General features: G+C 56.8%; 15 protein-coding genes and 1 pseudogene. 11 read left to right on the top strand and 5 right to left on the bottom strand.

Annotation, left to right across the window (positions count from 1 at the left end):
- The first annotated feature begins 26 nt into the window (after window positions 1–26).
- The gene (locus AC1UK9_RS17860; protein ID WP_482578171.1) at window positions 27–635 is read left to right on the top strand and encodes a tail assembly protein; all 609 of its coding nucleotides are present in this window, start codon (window positions 27–29) and stop codon (window positions 633–635) included.
- Complete coding sequence (locus tag AC1UK9_RS17855; protein WP_482578170.1) at window positions 632–901, top strand: hypothetical protein; 270 nt, start codon at window positions 632–634, stop codon at window positions 899–901. The genes AC1UK9_RS17860 and AC1UK9_RS17855 overlap by 4 nt, the downstream gene beginning before the upstream one ends.
- Here the strand turns inward: AC1UK9_RS17855 and AC1UK9_RS17850 are convergent.
- Entirely contained in the window at window positions 879–1103 is a 225-nt protein-coding gene (locus tag AC1UK9_RS17850; protein ID WP_198760385.1) for a hypothetical protein, read from the bottom strand. The two genes, AC1UK9_RS17855 and AC1UK9_RS17850, sit on opposite strands and share 23 nt — an antisense overlap.
- Window positions 1104–1232: 129 nt before the next feature.
- Between AC1UK9_RS17850 and AC1UK9_RS17845 the strand changes: the two genes are divergently transcribed.
- From AC1UK9_RS17845 to AC1UK9_RS17810, 8 genes and pseudogenes are all read left to right on the top strand, one after another.
- Window positions 1233–4793 (top strand): TipJ family phage tail tip protein, encoded by a 3561-nt coding sequence (locus AC1UK9_RS17845; RefSeq protein ID WP_482578169.1) that lies wholly within the window; start codon window positions 1233–1235, stop codon window positions 4791–4793.
- Between the two features lie 15 nt (window positions 4794–4808).
- Entirely contained in the window at window positions 4809–5114 is a 306-nt protein-coding gene (locus tag AC1UK9_RS17840; protein ID WP_482580493.1) for a hypothetical protein, read from the top strand.
- Window positions 5114–5800, top strand: a complete 687-nt coding sequence (locus AC1UK9_RS17835; protein ID WP_482578168.1) for a hypothetical protein — start codon at window positions 5114–5116, stop codon at window positions 5798–5800. The genes AC1UK9_RS17840 and AC1UK9_RS17835 overlap by 1 nt, the downstream gene beginning before the upstream one ends.
- Before the next feature lie 21 nt (window positions 5801–5821).
- Window positions 5822–6121 (top strand): annotated as a pseudogene (locus AC1UK9_RS17830) (tail fiber domain-containing protein); the annotation flags it as partial.
- Between the two features lie 533 nt (window positions 6122–6654).
- Window positions 6655–7143 (top strand): tail fiber assembly protein, encoded by a 489-nt coding sequence (locus tag AC1UK9_RS17825; RefSeq protein ID WP_482578167.1) that lies wholly within the window; start codon window positions 6655–6657, stop codon window positions 7141–7143.
- Window positions 7144–7199: 56 nt separating this feature from the next.
- On the top strand, window positions 7200–7622 hold the full coding sequence (locus AC1UK9_RS17820) for a cell wall hydrolase (RefSeq protein ID WP_482578166.1): 423 nt from the start codon (window positions 7200–7202) through the stop codon (window positions 7620–7622).
- The gene (locus AC1UK9_RS17815) at window positions 7622–8128 is read left to right on the top strand and encodes a lysis system i-spanin subunit Rz (protein ID WP_482578165.1); all 507 of its coding nucleotides are present in this window, start codon (window positions 7622–7624) and stop codon (window positions 8126–8128) included. The genes AC1UK9_RS17820 and AC1UK9_RS17815 overlap by 1 nt, the downstream gene beginning before the upstream one ends.
- A 179-nt stretch (window positions 8129–8307) precedes the next feature.
- Complete coding sequence (locus tag AC1UK9_RS17810; protein ID WP_482580492.1) at window positions 8308–8538, top strand: hypothetical protein; 231 nt, start codon at window positions 8308–8310, stop codon at window positions 8536–8538.
- On the opposite strand, the gene AC1UK9_RS17805 is transcribed toward AC1UK9_RS17810, so the two are convergent.
- Together AC1UK9_RS17805 and AC1UK9_RS17800 are read right to left on the bottom strand one after the other, a co-directional pair.
- Window positions 8539–9219: an SOS response-associated peptidase family protein gene (locus AC1UK9_RS17805; RefSeq protein ID WP_482578164.1), complete on the bottom strand. Its 681-nt coding sequence runs from the start codon at window positions 9217–9219 to the stop codon at window positions 8539–8541.
- Window positions 9220–9241: 22 nt separating this feature from the next.
- Window positions 9242–9967: a hypothetical protein gene (locus AC1UK9_RS17800; RefSeq protein ID WP_482578163.1), complete on the bottom strand. Its 726-nt coding sequence runs from the start codon at window positions 9965–9967 to the stop codon at window positions 9242–9244.
- A 162-nt stretch (window positions 9968–10129) separates the two neighbouring features.
- Here AC1UK9_RS17800 and AC1UK9_RS17795 point away from each other — a divergent pair, with 162 nt between their 5' ends.
- Entirely contained in the window at window positions 10130–10375 is a 246-nt protein-coding gene (locus AC1UK9_RS17795; RefSeq protein WP_482578162.1) for a hypothetical protein, read from the top strand.
- 142 nt (window positions 10376–10517) lie between these two features.
- On the opposite strand, the gene AC1UK9_RS17790 is transcribed toward AC1UK9_RS17795, so the two are convergent.
- Complete coding sequence (locus AC1UK9_RS17790) at window positions 10518–11687, bottom strand: PAS domain-containing sensor histidine kinase (RefSeq protein WP_482578161.1); 1170 nt, start codon at window positions 11685–11687, stop codon at window positions 10518–10520.
- On the bottom strand, window positions 11677–12495 hold the full coding sequence (locus tag AC1UK9_RS17785; RefSeq protein WP_482578160.1) for an alpha/beta fold hydrolase: 819 nt from the start codon (window positions 12493–12495) through the stop codon (window positions 11677–11679). The genes AC1UK9_RS17790 and AC1UK9_RS17785 overlap by 11 nt, the downstream gene beginning before the upstream one ends.
- Between the last annotated feature and the right edge of the window lie 78 nt (window positions 12496–12573).

The raw sequence follows: 12573 nt of genomic DNA, 5'->3' as shown, positions 1-12573 counted from the left end.
CGGTTTTTTATTGCCTGGAGAATGGCATGTGCTCAGCAATTACCTACACACCGATGACGAAAGTGATGCTGTCCGGTTCGCTCGCTAAGAAGTTCTTTCGAAGCAAGCAATTCCTTCTCGACGGAGGGTCGGCCGGCGAGGTTTTCCGCGCGCTCAATGCGACGATTGATGGCTTTGCCGAGGAAATTAAGCGGCTGGAGCGCCTTGGGCTGAAGTTTGCGATTTTCCGGAACCGCGCGAACATTGGGATGGACGGATTCGATCTCGGCGGCACACGGGAAATCCGCATTGTTCCAGTGATTGGTGGCAGCAAGCGTGCCGGTGGGTTACAGACCATCGTCGGCACAGTCATGATCGCCGCAGCGTATGTGCTGTCTTTCACTCCGTTTGCCGCCGCATCACCTTTTTTGTATGCGGCCGGTGCGTCGATGGCGATTGGCGGCGTGATCCAAATGCTCAGCCCCCAAGCCTCAGGCCTGAAACAGAGCGCATCCCCTGAAAACGCCCCGTCCTACGCCTTCGGCAGCGCCAAGAACACCACGGCCAGCGGCAACCCGGTCCCGATCTGCATCGGTGAGCGCCGGTGGGGCGGGATGATCATCTCGGCCTCGATCCTGGCTGAGGACAAAGCATGACTAACAGTTCGACCTACCAGATCACCGTTCGCGACCTGTATCGAATCGAGAATGGAGCGGTTTGCGGCGACGAAGCGATCGTCGCCGTTACGTCTCAGGGCCTGGAAATCGACCGCCTTCGATTCGCTGGGAAATGCTCTTCGGCAGATGGCTTCTCGCGCACCTACCGGGGCAAGCCCGGGCTAACCGCCTCGCTGATTTCTGGTAACTGCAAGATTGAATTCAGCGTGCAACATCCTGGCGCTATGGCTGAATTCCACCCATGAAGTTGTCTGTACCCAGCTCATGAGAGCCGTACTCCACCTGATATCCAGTTCCGCGATTCGCAACTTCGGCTTCAGCAGCATCCTTAGATGCGTAGATGTCGACGAACTTCCAAGGTTTTGACTGAATAACGCCCCAGCCAAGCACCCAGCCTGAGTTGTCCGGATCTTTCGGCAAATTCTTCGCGAGACTTCTAATTGACATGACCGCTCCTTGGTTGTGAGAGGTCAGGAAATTACTACTCCACAGCGCGTGGTCGCCACTGGCATTTCATCCACGCTGTATGGACACCCACACCGCCTATTGGCGGCTTTTTTATGCCTGGAGGAAAGCATGGGCGCAGCGCAACAGATCGAGATCCACGGCGAGAAGGGCGGCAGCAGCAAGCCGAAGTCGCCGGTCGAAGCCAGGGACAGCCTGCGCTCGACCAACCTTGCAAAACTTCTGATCGCCGTGGGCGAGGGCGAGTTCGACGGCATTCCGACCGACTACGACATCTACCTGGACAACACGCCGATCCGCGATGCCAGCGGCAACTACAACTTCCCGAACGTGAAGTGGGACTGGCGCCCGGGCTCGGTGGATCAGACCTACATCCCGGGCATCCCGTCCGTAGAGAACGAGACTTCACTGAACATTGAACTGCGCGGCGACTCGCGGTGGGTGCGATCGATCACCAACACTCAGCTTTCCGCCGTGCGCATGCGGTTGGCGTGGCCAGCGCTGCAACGGTCTGATGACCAGGGTAACGTCGGCGGTTACCGCATCGAATACGCGATCGACGTTGCCACCGACGGCGGTGCCTATCAGCAAGTGCTGGTGGACGCCGTCGACGGCAAGACCACCACGCGCTACGAGCGCTCGCGCCGCATCGACCTGCCGGCTGCCACCACGGGCTGGCAGATCCGCGTGCGCCGTCTGACGCCGAACCAGAACAGCAACAAGGTTGCCGACACCATGCTGGTGGCCGGCTACACGGAAGTGATCGACGCCAAGCTGCGCTACCCGAACACTGCGCTGCTCTACATTGAGTTCGACGCCGAGCAGTTCACCAACATCCCGGCGGTGACCGTGAAGTGCAAGGCCCGGCGCTGGATGGTGCCGAGTAACTATGACCCGATCTCCCGGACCTACACCGGGACGTGGGACGGCTCGATGAAATCGGCCTGGACCAACAACCCGGCATGGATCACCTACGGCATCTGCACCGAAGACCGTTTCGGCCTGGGCAAGCGTATCAAGCCGTTCATGGTCGACAAGTGGGAGCTGTACCGGATCGCCCAGTATTGCGACCAGATGGTACCGAACGGTTTGGGCGGACAGGAACCGCGCTTCCTCTGCGACATGAACCTGCAGGGCAAGGCTGATGCCTGGTCGTTGCTGCGCGACATCTCGGCGATTTACCGGGGCATGACCTACTGGGCGCAAGGCCAGCTGGTGATGCAGGCCGACATGCCGCGCGCGCAGGACTTCGACTACGTCTTCACCCGGGCCAACGTGATCGACGGCAAATTTTCGTACGGCAGCGCCTCGGCGAAGACTCGCTTCACCCGGGCGCTGGTGAGCTACGACAACCCAGCGAACAACTACGACACCGACGTCATTCCGTTTGCGGATCTGGATCTGCAGCGCCGCTACGGCGACCGGCCCACCGAGCTGAGCGCCATTGGCTGCACCCGCGCCTCCGAGGCCCAGCGCCGCGGCAAGTGGGCGATCTTGAGCAACAACCAAGACCGCACCGTGTCGTTCAAGACCGGCATGGAGGGCGTGATTCCACTGCCGGGCCACATCATCCCGGTGGCGGACTCGCTGCTGGCCGGGCGGGAGGTCGGCGGGCGGATCTCGTCAGCGGCTGGCCGCGTGATCACGCTCGATCGCGATACCCTGGCCAAGGCCGGTGATCGATTGATCATCAACCTTCCGGGCGGCCGCGCCGAAGGGCGCACTGTGCAAAGCGTCAACGGCCGTGACGTCACCGTGACCGTCGCTTACAGCGAGCCGCCGGTCGCGCAACTGCAATGGGCGCTCGACGCCGATGACCTGGCAATCCCGCTGTACCGCGTGCTGCGCACCAAGCGCACGACCGAAGGTGACTTCGAGATCAGCGCGCTGCAATTCGAGCCGAGCAAATTCGCCTATATCGACACCGGTGCGCGTTTGGAGGATCGGCCGATCAGCGTGATCCCGATCACGGTCGTACCCGCGCCGGCGAGCGTGTCCCTCACATCAACGTCGTCGGTGGTGCAGGGACTGGCCGTGGCCACCATGACCATCAGTTGGCCCGCGGTGGATGGCGCTGTGGGCTATGACGTCGAATGGCGCAAGGATAGCGGCAACTGGATCAAGGTGCAGCGCACCGGCATGACCAACGTGGACGTGGTCGGTATCTACGCTGGCGCCTACGTGGCCCGGGTGCGTGCGGTAAGTGCGTTCGACATCTCGTCGCAATGGCGTAACTCGATCCTGACCAACCTGAAAGGGAAGGAAGGTCTGCCGCCGGCGCTCAGCTACCTGACGGCCACACCGCTGCTGTTCGGCATCTACCTGAAGTGGGGTTTCCCCGCTGGCGCTGGAGACAGCCAGCGGACTGAAATCTGGTATGGCCCGACCACCAGTCTCGAGGCTGCCACCAAGCTGACCGACCTGGCCTATCCACAAAGCGATTTCTCAATGCTTGGACTTGCTGCTGGCGTGACGTTCTACTTTTGGGGACGGATCGTCGACAAGATCGGCAACATCGGGCCGTGGCACCCGATCGGCTTGGGCGTACAAGGTCAGTCCAGCTCGAACGCTGGGGACATTCTGGAAATGATCGCCGGCAAGATCACCGAGACGGAGCTCGGCGAGGATCTGCTCAAGGAAATCGAGAAGATCCCCGGCCTGCAGGCGCAGATCGATGCGCTGGATGGGCTGAAAGGTTACGACCCAGAAGCCACCTACGTGGAGTACGACCTGGTAGTGCAGGGCAAACGCATCTATCAGGCCACTGGCCCGGTACCGAAAGAGACGCCACCGCCGAATCCTGCCTACTGGCTCGATGTTGGCCAGACCGTGGAAACGGCAAACGGCCTTGCCCAGCAGGTGGCGACCAATACCGTCGATATCACCGAACTCGACGGCGCCGTAACGGCCACAGCAACGTCATTCGAGGCGCTGCGGGCATCTTCTCGGGACGATAGCGGGGAAGGCGACCTTGCTGATGCTTTGAAGGGTTGGAATAGCACCGCTGCGATCGCAGCAGAAAGCAAGGTGCGGGCGTCTGATAATGAAGCGATGGCACAGCGCCAGGTGACGCTGGACGCGCGAGTTGGGCGCAACGAGGCGACCATCACCGAGCTTGATCGCGTGGTCACCACCACCAACTCGGCGACGTCGACGAAGATCGATCAGTTAACCGCCTCCGTTGGGCAGAACACCGCGCAGATTCAGCAGACCTCGACCGCCTACGCGGACACGGCAGGGAAACTGACCACGATGTGGTCGGTGAAGATGCAGGTAAATGCCCAGGGACAGTACGTCGCGGCTGGCATCGGCTTAGGGATCGAGAACACTGGGGCAGGGCTTCAAAGCCAATTCTTGGTGAGCGCTGATCGTTTCGCCATCGTAAATGGAATCAACGGCAATTTGTCCGTTCCGTTTGCGGTTCAGAACGGCCAAGCTTTTTTGCAGTCCGCGTTCATCCTCGACGGGACAATCACCAACGCCAAGATCGGCAGTTACATCAGCTCCACCAACTACATTGCCGGCCAGCAAGGCTGGATTCTCAACAAAGACGGCACACTCGAGATCAACGGCATTGTGCCAGGGCAGGGGCGGTTGGTGATCAACTCTCTCAACGTCTCTGTCTACGACGCCAACAATGTGTTGCGTGTGCGTCTCGGCTATCTGGGGTAATCAATGGCTTATGGGATGCGAATCTGGGGCGCCGATGGGGCGCTCCAGCTTGATGAAAACTCGTTCACGCTCAGGCTCGTCTTGTCTACTTTGGTGACTTTCAATTCCGTAAAAGGGATACAGGACTTTTTGGTGCCCGGTTGTAATCCGAGCAACTCTATTGCATTTGTTCTGCCTGCGGGACCTGTAACTTCCGGACAGCGTCAGTTTGAGACGGAAATGTTGGATGGGGTTGCCAGAGTATATAATTACACGCGCACATTCGACGCCAGCTACACTGCTAGTGGAACGATGCGTCTTTTTGTATCAAGGTTTCGATGATGGATTATGGACTAAGTTTTTCTAATAATGATGGTGTTGTTATTCTTGATTCAGAGTATGCAAGGCTTTGCGTTATTTATAGCGGGCGTTATGTTCCGAACTTTGGTCCCGGAAATTTTGGGGCGCTAGTCACATTTCCTGCACCGATAACAACTCAGGAGCCTCCTTTAATCTTTATTAGGCCGGATACTGTCAACGGGATACTGAAAATGGGGGTGGCCGCGTCTGTTCAGGGTACTCCAGGCAATTGGACGGGATTTCTAACCGGCATGTACGATCAGGTGGGGTTCTACCCAAATGGCAGATATATCGTGGCTTCCTTCAGCGCTCAACCTGTAGCCGATTACGGCCTAAGATTGTTTTCGGCTTCAGGTGAAGTCATATTCGACTCTGGCACGCCAAATGTCCTTTTTACCCGAGCATTTCAGAACTGGACTTATGTTACAACCAGCCGAAAGCCGCAGGGTGAGTATGTGAATTACTATACTGTGAAATTCGAGTTTCCTGAGAATGAGTATATTCTAGGTAATTCATTCAATATGCGTATGACCAATGACGATGGTATCGGGCGGTCTCTTTATACGTGGTGGGATTTTCCCAATAAAATTTTATATGCAGTGACTATTGGTTTCTCCAATCCTTACGCCTTTTGGCTTCCCGCGCTGTTTGCGAAAATCGCTGCCTAATATCATTCTTAGGAAAAGAATATGCCCTGGTATAAATCGGGAACGGTCTCTGTCACCCAAAATTCCAACGCGGTGATCGGTTCCGGCACTGCCTTCATTTCCAATGGCCGAGTCGGCGATGCATTCCGCGGCCCGGATGGCGGCTGGTATGAGGTTACCAACATTGCCAGCGATACAGCGCTGTCCATTTCACCGCCTTACAAGGGTGCGACCGCCGCCGGCGGCAGTTACGCGCTCGCACCGATGCAGGGCTATGTGAAGGACTCGGCCGATGCGCTCAGGGCGCTGGTGAATAACTTCGGCGACCTGATCGCGTCCATTCCCAATAAGCAGCCCCTCTCAGGAAAATTGACCGATCTGGCTGGAGCCTCCTCGGTTGCGAACCTCGTCGTGCTGGCAAACGCGGGGTACGCCCCGGTGCAGATGGGTACCGGCCCCGGTCAGACTGGGAATCAGGTGAAGATTGGCTGGACCACGGGAGGCTTCCTGCGGGCGGCGGTCGATTCAACGGATCTTGGCCAGCTCTACACGGAGTACACCGTGGGGACCACACCATGGATTCCTGCCACCCTGCAGAATGGCTGGTCGGTAGTGGCCGGTTACCGGGTGGTCTACAGGATTGTGCTGGGGCACATTGAGTGCCAGTTCTACATCAGCGGCGGCACCACCGCCAACGGCACGCTTCTTTGGACCATGCCAGTCGGTTACAGGCCGGCAGCCCCCGTGGTGGTGCCGGTCAGATCGATCCCCGTGAGTGGCCAGGCTTCGCCGAGCATCTTTTTCGCGGCGGACGGGAGTGTCACTACCAGCAATATTGCCGGTTCAATTGCCGGCAGCTTTTGGGTACCTCTCTCATGATCAAAATCAATCAGCTTGACGCTGCCGGCTTCTATATCGGCGATGTGATCGTCGGCACAACCTCGATTTATCTCGTCGACACACCGGAAGTTGAGATCGTCGATGGCGAGTCCGTCGCAGTTATTCGCCGCAAAACGGTGCTGCCAGAGCACTGGACACGGACGCTCGTCGGAGATGGCTTTTTTAAGGCCCAGTATCAAGGCGCGTCACGGGACAGCAATGGCGAGTGGTCTGCTGGCGACTGGGTAGACACAGGGGCGCCGCCCGTAATCACTGCCGAGGGTCAGTACCAGGTGCGGGCTGAGCTCAGAAGCGTAGCGCTGGCTGCCATCGCACCGCTGCAGTACGCCGTCGATCTGGACATTGCCGAAGAGACCGAAGCCGCCCAACTGAATGAGTGGAAAAAGTACGTGGTCGACCTCAACCGCATTGATAAGCAGCCCGGCTGGCCTAACGAGGTGACTTGGCCAAGTCCGCCTGCCTGACCTGATTGTCCACCAACACCGCCCGCGAGGCGGTTTTTTATTGCCTGGAGAAAGTGATGACTGCAACTGAGAAAGACCGCGACGTCCTCGCCCGTACGCTGTGGGGAGAGGCGCGCGGCGAAGGCACGGCCGGCCAGATCGCCGTGGCCTGGGCGATCCGCAATCGCGTGTTCGATGGAAAGACCAATTCGTGGTGGGGCGAGGGCTACGCCGGCGTGTGCCAAAAGCCTTACCAGTTCAGCTGCTGGAACAAGACCGACCCGAACTATCAGTTCCTGATCGGGGTGAAGGAGATCCCATTCCGCGAGCTGGCGCAATGTCGGATCGCTGCTGACCAGGTGATCGACGGTAAGGTGCAAGATCCCACCGGCGGCGCGACTCATTACTACGCCACCAGCATCAAGGCGCCTGTCTGGGCGGCGAAGGCAAAGCAGACCCTGAAATTGGGCGGGCACGTCTTCTTCAAGGATGTGCCGTGATGGTCGTTCCTTGGAAGACGGTCTGCGCGGTTGTGCTGGTGCTGTTCGGTGCCGGCAACGCCTGGCAGTTTCAGGAATGGCGCTACGGCCGCCAACTGGCTGAGCAGGCGCGGCAGCACGCCGAAACCCTCAATCAACTGACCCAAGCCGCTGCCACCGCGCAGCAGGTCGAGCAGGACAAGCGTCTGGCGCTCGAGCAGCGGCTGGCGGCCAGTGAGCAAACCCACTTCGAGAAAATGACCGATGCTCAAAAGAACCAGGATCGCCTGCGCGATCGCCTTGCCACTTCTGATTTGCGGCTGTCAGTCCTCCTCGACGCAACCGACACTGCCAAAGGCTGTGGTATGCCTGCCACCGCCGGCGCCGGCGGCGTGGATCATGCAGCCGTACGAGCCCGACTTGACCCGGCGCATGCTCAACGAATTATCGCCATCACCGACACCGGCGATCGCGGACTGATCGCGCTGCAGGCCTGCCAAGACTATGTACGGGAGTTGCAGCGCTAATGGCACCGAGCCATTCTTGCGAGACAATCAGTCGTGAACCATCATTCTTGTTTGAATGTTGATGTGATCTGCATGGATAAGCGACTGGCTGGACTCTCTTTTTTGATAACGCTCACCTGGGTCACGGTCGTGGTTGCGGTTATGTATTGGATGTCACGCTGAAGTTAAAGGTGGCGAATGTGGAAGGCGTAGTGCTGAGCGAAAAAATGCAGCGGGAAGCAGATCTACTGCTGGCGCAAATTGTCCGGGCCGACTCGATGATCATCGCTGTGAAGGCAGGGGCACGGGCGGACGGTTTCGTGCTTGGACTGGAAACCGGCGGGGCTTTGCGTGCCGGCGATGCTGAAAGGCTGTACATCATTTTTGAAGCCGCGCTGGTGGAGCGTCTTAAAACTCTATCGAAGCGCTGATCAATCGACCGGCTTGATCAGATCCGGGCCTTGGTTCCGGACGTTCCCCACGGCCCGGTCAACCTTGAACCATTCGAACGTTTCTGTCGGCTCGCCTTGGTGCAGCACCAACTGTTCGGCGCGTTCTTTCGGGGTGCCCGGGTCCAACCATTCTCGGGCGAGCTCGGGGGTTAGCACCACGGGCCGGCGATCGTGAATATCGACCATGCCGCCGGCACTGTCCGCGGTGATGATCACAAAGCCGTCATGCTCGCTTGGCGCGTGCTCCCCGTTCGGGTATTGGCCGATGGCGGCGCAGAGAATTGGCGTCTGGTCCCGATGCCTGATCAAGTAGGGCTGCTTTTTCGGCCCTCGTTCGTCGACCCACTCGAACCAGTTGTTGATCGCAATGATCGCCCGGTGCGGCCAGATCGCGCGGAAAAACGGGCCATGGGCGACTTTCTCGACCCTGGCATTGATCGGTGCGGCGCGATCCTTGGCCCAGTGTGGTCGCCATCCCCACCGGATCATGTCGGCGTGCAGAAACTGGCCGTCCTGGTGGAAGAGCACAAGTTGAGTGGTCGGCGGGGCGTTATACCGCTCGATGGGCTGATCCCCGGTCGAGTTGACAAGTGCATTCGGCATGCTCAGCGCCGCCACGAAGTCGTGAATGCCGCTGTACTGGGAGAGTCGTCCGCACATTGCCAGTTCCTCGCGTGAGCTTTCAGCGTAGACCCGCTGGCGCCGGCTTCGTCACAAAACCTTTTCCGGTGCAGGCCGGGCAGTCGTCACGGGCGTCAAACCGATCGAGGCAAGCAGGGCAGGTGCAGAAGACGGCCGATTCGATGTGAGGGCGCACTTTTTCAAAGATGCGCATATCCCGGTCCTCTTGGGCAATCTGCGCTACATCAACCAGCGCTCGGTAAACGTCAGGGTCGTTGATGGGTTTGTGGCATACGCCGCGGATCATTCGCTGCGTCTCGATCAATTGGTACCGCCGCCCGTGCATCTCCAAAATCAGCCCCGTGATCGTGCCGACATTCCGGGAAAGCCCCAGATTCAGGTATATCCCATCAGGGCCCGAATAAACCTTGCCTTCATAGGAAGATGATGCGTCGCGCGGCTCGGTGGTTGCGAAGTCGAAGATGGAGCGACTGATCGTGCCCAACAACTCTCCGTTGTCGATCTGCACGACGTCATAGGTCGATGCGCCGCGATATTGGCCCGATGAGTTCTGCAGCTCCTCGACGGCGTGCCAGTACGAAGAGTCTGCCATTTCATTCATGTCGAACTGCTCAAGCCGATCGATCAGTCCTTCAGCATGCAACGTCGCAGCCATCTCACGAAGGGTATTTCTGTGGCCCTCAGGGTTTTGCATGCGAAAGTCCTGGTCGTTGAGAGTCGCGTACCATCGCTGGAGCCGGAGGGATTTGGCTTGGTCGAAATTCATGGAAGGAGATTCACTGTACAGATGCTGTATGTATGCACAGTAATTGGGTGATTTGTATCTGGCGAGGTCTGCTCGACGAACTGCATGCCAGCCGTCTATTTGAACTAAAAATTGACTAGAAAGTCAGGGTATCTGTAAGTCATCATTGTTCGAGGGGCATCCATGCGCAACCGCTACTACGCGATCCAATATCTATTCAACGGCGAGCCCCGTACTCACAATATTAAACTGAAGCAGTCTGAGCTTGTCGTTCACGATGCTGCTATGCATCTGCTACAGCTACATTTAGGAGATAGCGAAAACAACCTGGTCATGCCGACAGCAGCCTCGACTGCTGAAGAGATTCTAGAACAGGTCAATCTGTTTGGGATTACTGAAATCCACGTTCAGGTTGTTGGAGAGATTTAAAAAAACCGAGTCGCCGTAGTTGGATTTCGCGTGATTGAGAGGCGGTTTCCGCCAAAAGCATACATTCATTAATGAACCATTTGACCAATGTTTGTATTTCATATCAGTCATTGACGGTACCAATACGTGTATTCATCTAAGGTTAAAATAACGGAAAAGTTGCCGTGAAGGTGGTGCCGTTCTTAAGAGAAGATTCCACCGACACATCACCACCATGTGCCATGGCGATTTCTCGGACGATAAACAGGCCGAGCCCAACGCTTCGCAGTTCACTGGCGTTTTCTGATCCCCGCGTCATTGGTTCAAAAAGGCCAGGCAACGCTGAATCAGAAATTACTGGACCAAAGTTATGAACTGATAAGCTAGCTTGTCGGCTGCTAATTCGAGATGTCACGGTTATCGGTCGTTGCATATCACCGTAAGCAACACTGTTAGCGATCAGATTGCCAATGATTTGTTGGATACGATCGGCGTCGAGGTTCATGTTTCCAGTTCCAAACGATTCATGGTCGAGCGTTGCATCAGGAAAGGCTATCCTTAATTCAGCAATGCTTTGAGCCGCTACGGCGTGCAAGTCAATTGTTGATGCCGATATTGATATCCCTCGGCCTACTCTTGCTAGTGCGAAATCCAACAAGTCCGCGATCATCCGATGCGCTCGATTCGCAGAATTACTGATATGACTAAGCATGATCGTGTCTCTGCCCTTGGGCAACCTACGAGCTAGAATTTCCGCAGCCATTTTGATGGCCGTTAGCGGGTTTTTTAGGTCGTGACTGACGATGGCCACCATTTGCTCAGCAAACAACGCCCTTCGTTGTGATTTTTCATAAGCGTCATTCAGCTTTACCTGTGCTTCCGACAAAGCAGCATCAGCCGCCAATTTCTTCGTCAGCAGATCTTCCGCCAGTTGTCGAGCTTTCAGAATCTCGATTTCGTATTTGTCCCTGTCCGCGGTACAGAACAATGCCAATTCGTAAAAAACCCCCGATGCATGCTCTCGACGTACCCCATTTAGCAACATTGAAACAATTGTTTTGTCTTGATGGATTAGATCGAGCTTTACCTCAGCCACCGAACCCTGCATGCGCATAAGCGGCGACCAATGAGTTTGGTGAAAGATTCGTCCACCCATGGTCAATAACTCTTGAAAGCGCAAGCCATTCAAGTCTATTGGCTCGCGTCCTATCCAAGCGCTGAAGGTCCGGTTCGCACGCAAGATGCAGCCATCTTCTTGGGTGATGACCAAGCCGCAAGGTGCGTCTTCAAAGAGTGCCTGCGGATCGGGTAGAACCGCTGTATCAGCTGCCATTGCCGCCTTCCATCCAAGGTAAAAGGAAGGTGTCCATAGCTTCCGAGCAGGCACTCGGGGCACTCATGTGCGGGCAGTGACCAACGTTCGCAACCAAGCACAGAGTGCTATTAGGGAGCACTTGGTGTAGATATTCGCCCACAGCAACGGGAGCGATGAAGTCGTCAGTGGATTGCAGAATCAGGGTCGGCGTCATCAATCCATTTACATCCGCGCGGTTGTCAGACGTGAAAGTCACTCGAGCAAATTGCTTCGCGATGTCCGGGTCAGTTCGGCAGAAGCTGTTCGTTAGCGATTCGCCCAATGCAGGTTGGCCCGGCGCCCCCATGATGACCGGGGCCATGGTGCTAGACCAGCCGAGATAGTTGCTGTCCAGAGTGTGCAATAGTGATTCGATGTCATCGAGTTTGAATCCTCCGACGTACTCACCCGAGTCGACATAGCAGGGCGAAGGGCCAATCATCACGTGAGCAACAATGCGGTCGTGCAGACTACGATCAGCTAAAGCGCCAATCATGGCGCTGACGGAGTGACCGACCAGAATGACTGGTCCAGTAGTGAAAGCTTCGATGATTTGAATCAGATCCTGAGCGTAACCATCCAGTGAGCTATATTTTTCCGTATTGTAAGCACGCAGATCAGATTGTCCGGCACCGACTAGGTCATAGAGGACGACTTTAAAGCGGCTAGTGAAATGATCGACGAGATAAGACCACATGGTTTGATCGCAACCAAAACCGTGGGAAAAAATCAGCGTTGCAGAGCCGTCGCCCATTACACTTACGTTATTGCGGCTTTGGAAAGACATACTGGACGCTCCCGGGACCCAAAAGAAGAATTCGGGCGCAGCACGCAGTGTAGACAGTAGCGAGCCTTGAGTCATCGG

The organism is Pseudomonas sp. AK-TSAG1-1 (assembly GCF_056821665.1).
The sequence above is the reverse complement of the archived record's forward strand: the minus strand, read 5'-3'. Positions and strand labels throughout refer to the sequence as shown.